The sequence below is a fragment of the Pseudomonas folii genome, assembly GCF_014357575.1.
Taxonomy (GTDB): Bacteria; Pseudomonadota; Gammaproteobacteria; order Pseudomonadales; family Pseudomonadaceae; genus Aquipseudomonas; species Aquipseudomonas folii.
This window is the reverse complement of record NZ_JACONW010000006.1, coordinates 40264-54510: the sequence shown is the minus strand read 5'-3', so window position 1 is coordinate 54510 and position 14247 is coordinate 40264. Positions and strand designations below refer to the sequence as shown.

General features: G+C 55.1%; 11 protein-coding genes. 10 read left to right on the top strand and 1 reads right to left on the bottom strand.

What is annotated here, in order from left to right; genetic code table 11:
- The first annotated feature begins 156 nt into the window (after positions 1 to 156).
- Entirely contained in the window at positions 157 to 432 is a 276-nt protein-coding gene (locus tag H8S59_RS02750; protein ID WP_003213368.1) for an HU family DNA-binding protein, read from the top strand.
- 114 nt (positions 433 to 546) lie between these two features.
- Here the strand turns inward: H8S59_RS02750 and H8S59_RS02745 are convergent, their stop codons facing one another.
- Positions 547 to 1242, bottom strand: coding sequence for an OmpW/AlkL family protein (locus H8S59_RS02745; RefSeq protein ID WP_187520438.1), 696 nt, complete (start codon positions 1240 to 1242; stop codon positions 547 to 549).
- 231 nt (positions 1243 to 1473) lie between these two features.
- On the opposite strand from H8S59_RS02745, the gene H8S59_RS02740 reads away from it, so the two are divergent.
- The 9 genes from H8S59_RS02740 (at position 1474) to H8S59_RS02700 (ending at position 14246) form a co-directional block, all read left to right on the top strand.
- Complete coding sequence (locus H8S59_RS02740; RefSeq protein WP_187520437.1) at positions 1474 to 2019, top strand: hypothetical protein; 546 nt, start codon at positions 1474 to 1476, stop codon at positions 2017 to 2019.
- Positions 2020 to 2502: 483 nt separating this feature from the next.
- Positions 2503 to 2997, top strand: coding sequence for a type VI secretion system contractile sheath small subunit (gene tssB, locus H8S59_RS02735; RefSeq protein ID WP_187520436.1), 495 nt, complete (start codon positions 2503 to 2505; stop codon positions 2995 to 2997).
- A gap of 42 nt (positions 2998 to 3039) precedes the next feature.
- On the top strand, positions 3040 to 4578 hold the full coding sequence (tssC, locus tag H8S59_RS02730; RefSeq protein WP_187520435.1) for a type VI secretion system contractile sheath large subunit: 1539 nt from the start codon (positions 3040 to 3042) through the stop codon (positions 4576 to 4578).
- A gap of 24 nt (positions 4579 to 4602) precedes the next feature.
- Positions 4603 to 5958: a type VI secretion system baseplate subunit TssK gene (gene tssK, locus H8S59_RS02725; protein ID WP_187520434.1), complete on the top strand. Its 1356-nt coding sequence runs from the start codon at positions 4603 to 4605 to the stop codon at positions 5956 to 5958.
- Positions 5955 to 6638, top strand: coding sequence for a type VI secretion system protein TssL, short form (tssL, locus tag H8S59_RS02720; protein WP_187520433.1), 684 nt, complete (start codon positions 5955 to 5957; stop codon positions 6636 to 6638). The genes tssK and tssL overlap by 4 nt, the downstream gene beginning before the upstream one ends.
- 10 nt (positions 6639 to 6648) lie before the next feature.
- Positions 6649 to 8388, top strand: coding sequence for an OmpA family protein (locus tag H8S59_RS02715; RefSeq protein WP_187520451.1), 1740 nt, complete (start codon positions 6649 to 6651; stop codon positions 8386 to 8388).
- 16 nt (positions 8389 to 8404) lie between these two features.
- A complete protein-coding gene (locus H8S59_RS02710) occupies positions 8405 to 8896 on the top strand; it encodes an Hcp family type VI secretion system effector (protein WP_187520432.1) in 492 nt (163 codons plus the stop codon).
- Positions 8897 to 9039: 143 nt separating this feature from the next.
- On the top strand, positions 9040 to 11697 hold the full coding sequence (tssH, locus tag H8S59_RS02705) for a type VI secretion system ATPase TssH (RefSeq protein WP_187520431.1): 2658 nt from the start codon (positions 9040 to 9042) through the stop codon (positions 11695 to 11697).
- Between the two features lie 2 nt (positions 11698 to 11699).
- Positions 11700 to 14246 carry a type VI secretion system Vgr family protein gene (locus tag H8S59_RS02700; RefSeq protein ID WP_187520430.1) on the top strand — a complete coding sequence of 849 codons (2547 nt, stop codon included), beginning with the start codon at positions 11700 to 11702 and terminating at the stop codon, positions 14244 to 14246.
- Position 14247: the final 1 nt, after the last annotated feature.

Here is a 14247-nt window from a genome sequence, read left to right as displayed (position 1 = left end):
TGGCCCCATAAAGGCCATTGGTCCACTGGCGTCCGCCAGAACAGCGTGCCATCCTCATTCCCGTCTGCCGCAACGTAGAGCCGTTGCGTCACCTGACTACCGTTCTGCATGAGCGGCGCGGGACATAAAAACAAAAATCCGTATAAGAGGCTTCATATGCGTAAACCAGAACTAGCGGCCGCCATTGCTGAAAAGGCGGACTTGACCAAAGAGCAAGCCAATCGCGTTCTTAATGCCGTACTGGAAGAAATCACCGGTGCCCTGCATCGCAAAGACAGCGTGACCCTGGTCGGCTTCGGCACCTTCCTGCAACGCCATCGCGGCGCCCGCACTGGCAAAAACCCACAAACCGGCGAGCCAGTGAAAATCAAGGCCAGCAACACCGTTGCCTTCAAGCCGGGTAAATCCCTGAAAGACAGCGTTAACCCCTAGTTACCAGCTGTACGCCTCGGCGGAGGCGAGCAGTGAAAAAACGGGCATACCAACCTGCGTTGGATGCCCGTTTTTTGTTGTGTCGTCATTAATGCCACGCTCTGCTCTGTTATCTCAGAACTTGTAGCCAAGCCCCACCATGTACACGAAGGGGTCCACGTCGACATTCACCTTGGCCCTGACGCCTAGGTTGGTATTGCTGACGTAAGCGTCAGTTTCAATGTCGATGTAACGCATCTGCGCATTGATCATCAGGCGGTCAGTGAGCATGTAGTCTGCGCCCACTTGTGCGGCCCAACCCCATGAGTTGCTGGCGTGGAAGTTATCGAACCCGGCAGCACTGGCGCTGCTGCCCACGCTTTCGTCGTAGATCCAGGTGTAGTTAATCCCGGCGCCCACATAGGGCTGGAAGGCTGATTTGTTGTCCAGCGGGTAGTAAATCAGACTCAACGTCGGCGGCAGATGCTTGAGTGAGCCAAGCTTGCCATCCGCAATACCGCCCGAAGTGCCTTTGATATTCACGTCGTGCTCAAACGGCGTGGCCGCCAGCAACTCGATGCCTAAATGATTGGTGATCATGTAAGCGAAGTTCAGACCCAACTGGGTATCGCTGCCCAGGCTGGCCTTGCCGCCCAGATCCGTGCCCGCCAGACCTCCGCGATCAACACGCACGCTGGAACTGCTTTCTCGTGGGTCGACAGTCACTGCACCGGCCCGAACAATAATATCCCCGGCTTCAAACGCCTGGGCTGTAGAGGCTGCCATGGTCAGCATCAGCGCCGGCGTGCCGAGAAGGATCAATCTACGCATACATCACTCCACTATTCGAACAACGACCAGCCGCTGCGGGCTGCGTCAAGGAAGTCCGAGTATCAGGAAGTGACGTCGCGTGAACGTCTGCCGGATGGCATAGTATCTACACGAACAGGGCCGCTAATGCGTTACCAAGTTTGTCCCCAGGGCGTCAACGCCGCGAACTTCAGCCCCAAAACCCGGTCGTAGCGCTGTGCCAAATCTGCACCTCCTATGGAAAACCTAGTGATGACTAGTAAGTCCGCTTTCTTGAGTTTCCCCCTTTCAGTTGCAGCATGTCTGATCAGTGTTCTCGCTATATCACCGGCCCATGCCGCAGTCGACGCCAGCGCCAATACAGCCACCTCTCAAAGCAGCACCGTTGCCAGCCGCACCGAGGCAGCGGACGTCGACTCGTCCCGCGACCTCGAGTCCGCCTTGATCAGCCTGCAGCAACTGCAGGAAGACTCCCGCCAAAACGCCAGTGAGTTGGCCGCCCTCAAGGAAACCGTAAAAGCCCAAAGCCGTTTGATCGAAGAACTCAAACGCAACAACGGCACCACCACTCAATCCAGTACCGCCGATGTGTCCGACCTCAAGAGCAAGATGGACGAGCAAAATCGCACCATCAGCAAACTCCAAAGCCAGCTGAGCGACCTCCAGCGCAATTCGGGTCCGAACAGCACCTCAAGCTCCAGCGAGATCAGCAGCCTCCAGCAGGAGATTACGAACTTGCGCAGTAGCGTGGGGAGGTTAGAGAGTTTGGTGAGTAGTTTGAACAGTAAGGTTAAGTGACGGTGGTGTAGCAAACGGGGCTTGGGCCCCGTTTGTTTTTGGTCTGCGCATGATCAGCCATCATCCTTTTAGGCCGCAGCTTTGCTATCCGCTTGGGTGCTGATGCACTCAGCATGCGCATCTCGTCGTACTAAGCTTCGTTGCGTTCTTTATCTAGCCTCTCTTGCTTTCGAAAGCTTGAAATTCAAGCTGTCCATGTTTATTACAATATTCGTACGAAATCTTTTCATAAATTAAAAACGGTGTTGGTTTGTAGGAATATTCCCTATTTCGCAGGGAATATTCCTAGGCTCACCTTGGTGGGTAGAGTTGTCCGTTTCGATGGAATATCCTCAAGCTCTACGCAAATCAATACGTTTGATAACTGATTACCCGCAGAGGTAGCTGTCAGTGCTGCTGTTGCCGCCTGATGTCCTGTCGCGAGTAAATTTCAGATGTATTCATTATTTTATGACGATTTTTCTGCGCGGGTCCGGAGGAGTTATGGCTTCAAACAGTTTTCAAAATGAAGTACCCAAAGCACGAGTAAATATTAAGCTCGATTTGCACACGGGTGGCGCGCAGAAGAAGGTGGAGTTACCCCTAAAGCTCATGATGATGGGGGATTACAGCAATGGTAAAGAGCAGCGCCCTCTGTCTGAAAGAAGTAAGGTTAATATCAATAAAAACAACTTTGATAGCGTGCTTGCCGAGTATTCACCAGCCTTGACGCTAGCGGTTGAAAATACCCTTGCAGGGGACAACACAGATACCTCTGTCGAGTTGAATTTCCAGAGCATGAAGGATTTCGAGCCGGAGCAGGTTGCCCGCCAGATTCCTCAGCTGCGTGCCTTGCTGGCAATGAGAAATTTGCTTCGCGATCTCAAGTCAAATCTGCTCGACAACGCGACGTTCCGACATGAGCTAGAGCTCATTCTCAAGGATGAAGCACTGAGTAACGAGCTCAGAGCGGAGCTGGCCGCATTGGCCTCCGCATAAGGCCTTTATTCTATCTCGGTACGTTAAATAGGAAGTTGTCAAATGCCTGCAAAACAGTCTTCCGCTCAATTGAGCGGTGAAGTAACAGTGTCTGAAGAAAGCCAAAGTGTATATAGCGCTCTGTTCGAAAAAATAAACTTGAGTCCGGTATCAGTGCTGGGTGGTATCGAGTCCTTCCAGACGACGGAATCGCTTGCTGATGCATCTGCCGATATGCGGGTAACTGCTGCCGTCAATGTATTTTTGAATCTACTCAAAGATTCGTCGCAAAAAGTTGAACGTCTGGATAAAACACTTCTGGATGCACACATTGCATCACTCGACGCGCAGATTAGCCGTCAACTGGATGCCGTGATGCACCATGAGGATTTTCAGCGTGTTGAATCTACCTGGCGCGGCGTTAAATCCCTGATAGATCAAACCGACTTCCGCCAAAACGTACGTATTGAGTTGCTGGATATCAGCAAGGACCATCTCGTACAAGATTTTGAAGATGCACCTGAAATCGCCCAAAGCGGTTTGTACGCACATACCTATACCCAGGAGTACGACACCCCTGGGGGTGAGCCCATCGCTTCGGCGATCTCCAATTATGAGTTTGATCGCAGCCCTCAAGACATCGCTCTGTTGCGGAATATTTCGAAAGTGGCAGCGGCAGCGCACATGCCATTCGTGGGTGCAGTAGGTCCTGCGTTCTTTGGTAAAAAGTCCATGGAGGAAGTCGCAGCCATCAAGGACATCGCCAACTATTTTGATCGTGCCGAGTACATCAAGTGGAAGGCTTTTCGTGACAGTGACGACTCGCGCTACATTGGTTTGACCATGCCACGAGTGCTAGGTCGATTGCCTTATGGTCCTGACACCATTCCTGTGCGGAGCTTCAACTACGTTGAAAGCGTCAAGGGCCCGGATCATGACAAGTATCTCTGGACCAACGCCTCGTTCGCATTCGCTGCAAACATGGTTAAAAGCTTCATCGCAAACGGTTGGTGTGTCCAGATTCGCGGCCCGCAATCGGGTGGAGCGGTCACGGATCTACCCATCCATCTGTACGATCTGGGCACCGGCAGCCAAGTAAAAATTCCTTCTGAAGTAATGATTCCGGAGACGCGCGAATTCGAGTTCGCCAACCTCGGTTTCATTCCATTGTCGTATTACAAAAATCGCGATTACGCGTGCTTTTTCTCGGCCAACTCCTCGCAAAAACCAGCGCTCTATGACACGCCTGATGCAACTGCCAACAGTCGTATCAACGCCCGCTTGCCATACATCTTCCTGCTCTCGCGCATTGCTCATTACCTGAAAGTAATCCAGCGCGAAAACATCGGTACAACCAAAGATCGTCGCGTACTTGAGCTCGAACTGAACAAGTGGGTCGGTGGACTGGTGACCGAAATGAACGATCCCGGTGATGACCTTCAGGCTTCTCACCCGCTGCGCGACGCCAAAGTGACCGTAGAAGACATCGACGACAACCCAGGCTTTTTCCGGGTCAAGTTGTACGCCGTACCGCACTTTCAGGTTGAGGGCATGGACGTCAATTTGTCTCTGGTTTCGCAGATGCCAAAGGCAAAAGCCTGAGTCACTTCGTAGGGAAATGACGTTATGAAAATCGACCGCCCCCTCTGGTTCGCGGGAACACTATTGTCCCCGCAACAGTTCCAGCAACAAGCACGGTGGGAAGCCTGGGCCAATGAGTCTATTGCCCATTTGTCGCTGGTACACCCATGGGGTGTTCAGACTGTGGCATTTGATCTTGAAGCCCTTCGGCTCGGTAAGCTCCAAGCCACTCAAGTCCGTCTGCGCATGCCGGATGGCACCCTGATCGATACCAATAATGTGGATCGTCTGCCGCCCGCGCTTGAGTTGGCTCGACTGCTCTCCGATGACAGCCAGAACGCCATCTTGCTATTGGCCTTGCCTTTGGAGCAGGCCAACGGCAACAACTGCTTGTTGGAGGGGGGCAGGGCGGATCGGCCTCAGCGTTATCGCCAAAGTTGGAGGGACGTTCAGGATTTATACGCTGATGACGCGCAATCGGTTGCCATCATGGAGCAGGCGCTAAGCCTGCGCCTTGATAGCGACGAAAATGCTGATTATCTGACTTGTCCGATTGCGCGTCTGGTACGTGACGGACAGGGCGCCTGGAGTCTCGACCCGGCTTACGTGCCGCCCTTGCTGAGTTTCTCCGCTCACTTGGGTCTACTGACCCAGCTGGATAACTTGCTGACCCAGCTATCAGCCAAGCGCCAGCGGCTGATGAGCATGCGTCGTGAGAGCAATCAGCGAATGGCCGACTTCGCCGTGGCGGACGTGTCATTGTTCTGGTTGCTCAATGCTTTGAATACCTACCAGCCCGTATTGGCTGATCTTAAAGCTCACCCGGCGCGACATCCTGAGCAGGTCTATCTAGAGCTGGTCAAATTGGCAGGTGGCCTGCTCACCTTTTCGCTGGAGTACGACCTCGACAAGATTCCAGCCTATCGCCATGAGCAACTGGAGACAGTTTTCCCGCCGTTGCTGAGCATCATTTCTACCTTGCTGGAAGCCAGCTTGCCGTCTCGCGTTATCGCGCTGGAGCTGGAGGGGATCGGCGCGAATCGCTGGAAGGTCACGCTCAACGACGCTCGTCTGCGTGAGCCTGAAGGTGCCGATTTTTACTTATCGGTACGTTGCCGCCTGCCTGCTGCCCAGTTGCAAAGTCAGTTCCCTCGTTTGTGCAAGGCCGGTACGCCGGATGACGTTGATCGTCTGATCAATGCAGCGCTCGACGGTATCCCTTTGCTGCCCCTCAGCCACGTTCCTGCCGCTATTCCTCTGCGTCTGGAGAACCAGTATTTCTCGCTTGATCTGGCCCACCCAAAGGGGCAGGCCATGCTGGCCGAGGGCGTTTGTTCCTTCTACGTTCCAAGCACGCTTGCTGATGTGAAGCTCGAACTTTTTGCGGTGCTGCGCACATGAGCCGGATTACCCCTAAGAGACAAACCGTGATCGCCGTAGATACCGACTCGCTGCTACACGACAGCTACTTGCTGGTGGCAGAGCTGCGTCAAGGCGGCTCAGTGCAGGGCAGCACGAACCTGGCAGAGCTCTGTACGAAACAGATCGAAAACGTAAGGTATCGCCTGAAAGGTGCGGGTTTTAGTCAGCGCAATATTGACTACATCAGTCATGCACAGTGCGCTTTGCTGGATGAAGCCATCCTCACTTGCGCGAAAGATGAAACACATGCCGACTGGGCTGGCGAGCCGTTACAAGCCAGGTTCTTCAGTCGCCATCAGGCAGGCGAGTCCCTTTATGAAGACATGCGCGAAGTACTTCGCGAGCCAGCACCTGATCTAGCTGTGCTGACTGTTTTCCAACGCGTGTTGATGCTTGGGTTTCAGGGGTGTTATGCCGATGTTAAAGACCCCGAGCGCATGCAGTTGTTGGCAGCATTAAATGGCCTTGTCGATCCATTGAAACCCAGCCATACGCTGCCTACGAAAAGAAACGTTGGTTCGGGATTGCGTCTGCGAGCTTGGCCTCAATCGCTGATGGGCCATTTATTCGCGTTCTGTGTGCTGCTTGCTGGAGCTTGGTGGGGGCTGGATTCCCTGCTGAGTGATCTGATTGAATCGCTCCCGTCTGGCCGGGCGTGAGGGCAGACAGATGACGCTTAAACTGACGCGCGGCCTTTGGCTGTGGGCAAGTGTGCTTGCTTTGACACTGCTCGCCATCATCCCGATTAGCACCGGGCTACGGGTGTGGGGTGTGCTCTTTATCGCATGCTGCATGATCGTCGCATGGGTTCGTGTCGGACGGCGGGCTGCGCGTCAGAATAATTCACTCGTTCTAATCGACGCGATGTCCTTGCCTCCAGCAGCCTATCGTCAGCCTGTAATCCTGATGTGTGGCGATGGCCTTCAGGGGCTTTTTGGTGCCATTCCTGCCGAACAGTCCGCTCTGCATGTTACCCGGCAGGGTTGTTACATTCGGGTACCTGATCTCCAGCAGTTATCGGCAGTCGCCAACAGCGTAATGAGTTTGCGTCCGGATTGGGGCGGTCAGCTCAGCGTCATGTTTATCGTCAATCCGGGCGAGCATACCGACAGCGCAGCAATGGCTGGTCGGGTACGGACCTTCTGTTACCAGACAATCTTGATTCGCAGGCGCGGCATCGCATTGCCGTTGCTGCTTGCCAGTTATCTGCAGGCTTCCCAAGGCAGCGGCCCTTGGTTTAGTTGGGATGCTGGTCAAACCAGTCCCAGCGTTCGCGAACCCGGTGCTTGCGTCAGCTTGTGCGAATGGCAGCGGCATAGCATTGATTGCGCGACGTACGCCGAACGTCTACAGACCAGCGTTCAGTTAAACAGCATTGCAGGTTGGTTAAGCGACGAGGTACTGCCACACCTCATAACTACTGACGTGCGTAACGCTGTCGGTCTGCCTTTTTCCTGCGCCATTACCTTGGTGTCGCAATTGCCTCAGGCCGTGTCGGCTAGCCTTTGGCAGCAATGGCTACGTGACAAGGTAGGGCTCACCGGCTTAGGACCGACTTTGTCTGAGATAGACACGGCATTGCCGTTTCCTGATCCCTTGCTTCATTTACTCCCCACGCATTTCAAGAACACTGCGGTACGTCGCGCGAGTGTTATCGCCGTTTGGCTTTTCGCACTGTTTTGCCTTATCGGCATTGCCAGCTCGGGCTGGCAAAACAATCTGTTGTTACGCCAAGTCAGTGATGACCTGCGTCGCTATACGGCCATACCCCAGCCAAGCCGTCAGGATCAGCCCGAGTTTGCATTGCGCGAAGATGCTTTGGCTGTACTGCATCGGGACGCCAAACGGTTGGACGATTACTACCGAAATGGCGCGCCCTTGGCGTTAGGTTTTGGCCTCTATCGTGGTGAGCGCCTGAGGGCCCCCGTGCTCTCGGCTATAGCCAGTCATCGCAAGCCGCCGACGCCTTCCGCCCCCATTAAAACTGCCCAGCCGGTTCGTCTCGACAGCCTCTCGCTGTTCAGTACCGGCAGTGCCCAGCTCAAGGCCGATTCAACCAAGGTATTGATCAGTGCGCTGGTCGACATCAAGGCCCAGCCAGGCTGGTTGATCGTCATCGCCGGGCATACCGACGCCACTGGCAATCCTGAGCACAACCTGCAGTTGTCCCGCGCCCGCGCTGCCGCAGTACGTGACTGGATGCAACGCATGGGCGACATCCCCGACAGCTGCTTTGCGGTTCAGGGCTTTGGTGCCCACCAACCTATCGCCAGCAATGACACCGAGTTGGGGCGCAGCTCCAACCGTCGCGTCGATATCCGTTTGGTGCCGGAAGTGGGGGCCTGCATGCCTCTCACTGCGGGGCCAGACAGAAAACCCCCGTCGCAACTCGCGACATTCAATGACTGAGAAAAAGGAGCTTCACATGGCAACTCCCATTTACCTGTGGCTGAAAGATGATGGCGGCGCGGACATCAAAGGTTGCGTGAACGTGCAGAAGCGTGAGGGCAGTATTGAAATCCTTGCGCAGAACCACAGCGTATACATCCCGACCGACAATAACACGGGCAAGTTGACCGGGACGCGTATCCATACTCCTTACAAGATCACCAAGGAAATCGATGCCAGCAGCACGTACTTCCACAAGGCTGTGAGCACTGGCCAGACGCTCAAAAGCGCTGAGTTCAAGTTCTATCGCATCGACGACGCAGGCCAGGAAGTTGAGTACTACAACGTCCTGTTGGACAACGTAAAGGTGGTAGGCGTCGCACCCAAGCTGCATGACATCAAGAATGCAGATATGGAGAAGTACGGTCACCTGGAAGAGATCGAGCTGCGTTACGAAAAGATCACCTGGACCTTTAAAGACGGCAACCTCATCCATTCCGACTCCTGGAACGAACGCCCTAGCGCCTGATGCGAATGAGTCAGCAGGCGGGCGCCCGTCTGCTGATTCCCTGTGTGCTGGGCTGAATTTCCGTTCGCGGGCGGTCAGCCCAGCACATCGAGTTTCAAGCTCTCCGAATACGGATCGAGATCCAGAAGAAGGACACCGCCTGCATGGCACAGAATTCAACCCGTTTGCTACGTCGCCTCAACCCCTACTGCGCACAAGCGCTGAGTGCGGCGGCTTCGCTGTGCCAAAGCCGCGCTCATTCAAGTATCAGCATCGAGCATTGGTTGCTCAAACTGCTGGGACAAGGCGAGGGCGACCTCACGCTTATTGCGCGTCGCTATGAATGGGATATCGGTGCTATCTGGCAAGCCCTGCTTGAACACCTCGACACCCTGCCGCGCAGTGTGCAGAGCAAGCCCCAGTTGTGTGAAAAACTGCAGCAACTGATCAAGAGCGCCTGGCTACGCGCATCGCTGGATGATCACGCGGACAATTTACGTTCTTCGCATTTGCTGGGTGCGCTGATGGAAGCCCCAAACCTGCTTGCATGCGAAGCAGCCTGGCCGTTGCTCAGCCTTAGCGATACGCAATTACGACACCTGTTGCCGTTGCTGGACCAGCACTCAGAAGAGCGCCCGCAACTGCAGCAAGAGACAGCTTTGAACACGATGGAAGCTCCGTCAGATTTAATCGGCGATTCATTTGCCAGTAGCGCTCCAGCCAATAGCGCTGCGCACGATGCCGTGCTTGATAAATTCACTCAAGATATCACCGTCAAAGCCAAGGCTGGCCAAATCGACCCCGTATTAGGTCGTGACGACGAAATTCGCCAGGTTATCGACATCCTCAGCCGCCGTCGCAAGAACAACCCGATCCTCGTCGGTGAGCCTGGAGTTGGCAAGACCGCACTGGTTGAAGGCCTGGCGCTGCGAATCGCTGAAGGTAATGTTCCGGACAGCCTCAAGTCGGTCAGTTTGCGAACCCTAGATTTGGGTTTGCTGCAAGCAGGTGCGGGCGTCAAAGGTGAATTTGAACAACGCCTGAAGAGCGTTATTGATGCCGTCCAGAAGTCGGAAAACCCGGTTCTGCTGTTTATCGATGAGGCTCATACCCTGATCGGTGCCGGTAACCAAGCTGGTGGCGCTGACGCCGCAAACTTGCTCAAACCGGCCTTGGCTCGCGGAGAGTTACGCACCATCGCCGCCACGACGTGGAGCGAATATAAACAGTATTTCGAGCGCGATGCGGCACTGGAGCGTCGTTTCCAGATGGTCAAGGTTGATGAGCCGGACGACGCGAGCGCCTGTCTGATGTTGCGCGGTCTCAAGGCCCGTTATGCCAGCCACCATGGCGTCCATATTAAGGATGCAGCAGTTCAGGCTGCGGTCAGTCTTTCAAGGCGTTATCTGACAGGTCGGCAATTGCCGGACAAAGCCGTCGATCTTCTCGACACCGCCAGTGCACGAGTCCGAATGAGTCTGGATTGCGAGCCGCAATCATTAGTCCAGATAAAAGCCCGGCAGGCTGCCCTGGAACTGGAGCGTCAGGCATTGGAAGAAGACGCGCAGCTTAGCGGCTGCAGGGCTGACGAGCGTCTGGCAACAATTGCGGCGCAATGCGTCGAACTGCATGACCAGCAAATAATACTGGAAGATCAATACCGGCTTGAACTCGGCCTGACGAAACAACTGCTCGATGCACGTCAGGTTGAACCGGCAGACATGAACACCTGCGCTCAGATCCAAGAGCGTTTGAGTGAAGTGCAAGGTAGTCAGCCATTGCTCTCACTTGATGTGGAAGGCCGCAGCGTCGCAGAAGTCATCGCCGACTGGACGGGCGTACCGCTGGGCAGTCTGCTCAAGGACGAACAATCCAGCCTGTTGGCGCTGGAGCAGCAACTGGGTGAGCGAGTCATAGGTCAGGATCAGCCCCTTAGCGCCTTGGCTCAACGACTGCGCGCCGCCAAAACGGGTTTGACTGAAGAGCAGGCCCCGCTGGGTGTGTTTCTGTTAGTAGGCACCAGCGGCGTGGGCAAGACCGAAACTGCGCTCGCACTGGCCGATAGTCTGTTCGGTGGCGAGAAGTCACTGATCACGATCAACCTTTCCGAGTATCAGGAAGCCCACACCGTCAGCCAACTCAAAGGCTCGCCTCCGGGCTACGTTGGGTATGGCCAAGGCGGCGTGCTGACCGAAGCTGTTCGCCAACGTCCGTATAGCGTCGTTCTGCTCGATGAGGTGGAAAAAGCTCATCGCGATGTTCTCAATATTTTCTATCAGGTCTTTGATCGCGGCTTCATGCGCGACGGCGAAGGACGAGAAATCGACTTCCGAAACACCGTCATTGTCATGACCTCCAACCTTGGCAGCGACGAGCTGCAAGCCTGTTTGCAAGAGTTACCCGACGCGCCTGAAAGCACCCTGCACGAGCTGATGCGACCAATCCTCCGTGAGCATTTCCAGCCCGCATTGTTAGCGCGCTTTCAGACCCTGATTTACCGCCCGCTACAAGCCGACGCACTCAAAAGCATCGTCGCCCTGAAGCTTGCAAAAGTTGCCAAGCGGCTGCATCGCCACTACGGGCTGGACTGCCAGATTGACGAGCAACTTCACGATGCCTTGGTTGCCGCATGTCTGCTTCCCGACTCGGGTGCCCGCAACATCGACAGCCTGCTGAACCAGCAAATCCTGCCAGTGCTCAGCCAGCAATTACTGCAGCGCCAGGCAGCTCAGCAGAAAACCCGCAACGTGACCCTGGGCTTCAGCGACGAGGAAGGCATCACCCTGCAATTCATTGACGAATATGACGCCAAGGAGGCCTGAACATGCTTAACAAACTCACCGCCTTCTTCGACCACAGCCGCCATAAGCTCAGCGTTGCAGACCTGGACGCCACCCTTGACGTACTGACCTTCGAGGGCGAAGAAAGCCTCAGCCAGCCGTTCAAATACACGGTGGAATTCACCTGTGTCGAGCAGGACATTGCCGCCGAACAGATACTTGGCCAATACGCCACGTTCAGTCTGCACGCCGCACCTTATAAGGCGCCGCTGAAGTACACCTATTCATCAGAGGAAGCTAAGAAGGAAAAGTTAAAACTTACCCAGCGCACACTCTATGGCGTGATCACCGGCTTCAAGCGCCTGTCCAGCTCCAACGATGAGGCGCGTTACGAAATCACCCTGCAACCGCGTTTGGCGTTGCTCGACAAAGGCAAGCAATACCGCATTTACCAGCACCAGTCGGTGCCGGAAATCGTCGAGAGCATTTTCCGCAGTCGGCATGGTTTTCTCGGTCAGGACTTCTACTTCAAGCTGGCCCGCGAATACCCCAAGCGCGACCAAGTTATGCAGTACGGTGAAAGCGACCTGGCGTTTATCTCCCGACTGCTGGCCGAAGTCGGCATCTGGTATCACTTCAGGAGTGATGAACGCCTGAAGATTGGGGTCGTCGAGCTGCGTGACGATCAGCGTCATTATCAGTTTGATGTGCAACTGCCGCTTCGCGAGCAATCGGGTTTCACCAGCAACGGCGAAGACAGCGTTTGGCTGTTGCAAACCAGCCATGCCGTCGTGGAAAAAAACATCAACTTCCGCGCCTATTACCACCGCGATGCCAATGCCTGGCTTAATGGCGAAGTCGATCAGACCCGAGGTGACAAAACCACCTACGGCGAGGCGTACCACTATGCCGAACCCTATACCGTGCTGGGCGATAGCCTCGCCCATGACGAAGACCTAGAAAGCGAAAGCGGCTTCTTCTATGCCCGCTTGCGGCACGAGCGCTACCTCAACGACCAGACCAGACTCGCTGGCGTCAGCAGCAGCGCGACTCTGGAACTCGGCCAGGTACTCAACATCAGCGGTGGCGCACCGCTGGCCTTCAAGCCGGGGGCCGTGCTCACCAGACTGATCACCCGCGCCGCCCGTGACAGCAGCCTCGAAACCCTCTTCGAGGCTATCCCTTATTCGGAAACCGTCTGCTTCCGGCCACCGCTGCACGCCAAGCCACAAATCGCCGGTACCGTCCCAGCCCGCGTCACCAGCCCCAAGCTCGGCGACATATACGCCGAAGTCGATATGGAGGGGCGCTACCGGGTCAACTTCCTGTTCGACCGCGATGAATGGAAAACCGGTCAGGAAAGCATGTGGCTGCGTCTGGCCCGGCCTTATTCCGGTGATAAGCACGGCCTGCATTTACCACTGATTGCCGGTACCGAAGTGGCCATCGCCTTTGAACAAGGCGACCCGGATCGCCCCTATATCGCCCATGCCCTGCATGACAACCACCGCCCCGATCACGTCACCCTCGATAAACGTGATTACACCCGCAACGTGCTCCGCACGCCGTCCAACAACAAACTGCGCATGGAAGACCTGCGCGGCTCGGAGCACATCAAACTCAGCACCGAACACAGCGGCAAAAGCCAGCTCAACCTTGGGCATCTAGTTGATGCCCATAAGCAAAAGCGTGGGGAAGGGTTTGAGCTGAGGACGGATGGCTGGGGTGCTATCCGGGGTGGTAAAGGGCTGTTCATCAGTGCTGACGGGCAGCCGAAGGCTCAAGGTCAGGCATTGGAGATGAACGCAGCTGTTGCGCAGTTGAACGAGGCTTTGCAGCTCGTCCATAGCTTGGCGCAAAGCGCTGAGATATCCGGTGCTCTCGCAGCAGATATTCAGTCCCAAGAGAGCCTTAAAAACGCATTAGTTAGCCTTAAGGAAGCTGGACTTGTTGCGTCGGCACCTGCGGGCATTGCGCTCACGACCCCAAAGAATATTCAACTCTCGGCAGGGCAAAGCATCGCTGGTACTGCCGGCGATAGTGCTGACTTCAGTGTATTCAAGCGCTTCAGTGTCGCAGCTGGTGATGCCATCAGTATGTTCGCTTACAAGGTCGGCCTTAAGTTCATCGCTGCTCGTGGTCCTGTAGAGATCGAAGCCCAAAGTGATGCCATGACCTTACAGGCCGACAAGGCACTGACGTTGAACAGCATCAATGGCGAGATCACGCTCAATGCCGAGATGGGAATAACGCTGGTAAGCCGTGGCGCTTATATCAAGCTCAAAGATGGATCCATCGAAATAGGCGCTCCAGGCGATGTACGTATCAAGAACGACAAAATCGTTTGGGGAGGGTCGGCGTCGCTGGAAAAGGCCATGAAGCCGATGGTGTTGGAGGACCCTGTATATAAGTACTCAATGTCAGGCGGCTATAAGGTCAAGGACCTGGATCACAACGTGCCGAGAGTGCATAGGCCTTACCGAATAGAAACAAATGATGGGCGCGTATTTCATGGCGTTACCGATGAGAACGGCGATACCCAAGTCCACTACGGACTCGAGCCGCAAAACTCTGAGCTGTTCTTCGAATAAT

Excerpts from the sequence above, each read along its gene's own strand:
- H8S59_RS02750 (WP_003213368.1), top strand. The coding sequence starts at position 157 with ATGCGTAAACCAGAACTAGCGGCCGCCATTGCTGAAAAGGCGGACTTG.
- H8S59_RS02745 (WP_187520438.1), bottom strand. The coding sequence starts at position 1,242 with ATGCGTAGATTGATCCTTCTCGGCACGCCGGCGCTGATGCTGACCATG.
- H8S59_RS02740 (WP_187520437.1), top strand. The coding sequence starts at position 1,474 with ATGACTAGTAAGTCCGCTTTCTTGAGTTTCCCCCTTTCAGTTGCAGCA.
- tssB (WP_187520436.1), top strand. The coding sequence starts at position 2,503 with ATGGCTTCAAACAGTTTTCAAAATGAAGTACCCAAAGCACGAGTAAAT.
- tssC (WP_187520435.1), top strand. The coding sequence starts at position 3,040 with ATGCCTGCAAAACAGTCTTCCGCTCAATTGAGCGGTGAAGTAACAGTG.
- tssK (WP_187520434.1), top strand. The coding sequence starts at position 4,603 with ATGAAAATCGACCGCCCCCTCTGGTTCGCGGGAACACTATTGTCCCCG.
- tssL (WP_187520433.1), top strand. The coding sequence starts at position 5,955 with ATGAGCCGGATTACCCCTAAGAGACAAACCGTGATCGCCGTAGATACC.
- H8S59_RS02715 (WP_187520451.1), top strand. The coding sequence starts at position 6,649 with ATGACGCTTAAACTGACGCGCGGCCTTTGGCTGTGGGCAAGTGTGCTT.
- H8S59_RS02710 (WP_187520432.1), top strand. The coding sequence starts at position 8,405 with ATGGCAACTCCCATTTACCTGTGGCTGAAAGATGATGGCGGCGCGGAC.
- tssH (WP_187520431.1), top strand. The coding sequence starts at position 9,040 with ATGGCACAGAATTCAACCCGTTTGCTACGTCGCCTCAACCCCTACTGC.
- H8S59_RS02700 (WP_187520430.1), top strand. The coding sequence starts at position 11,700 with ATGCTTAACAAACTCACCGCCTTCTTCGACCACAGCCGCCATAAGCTC.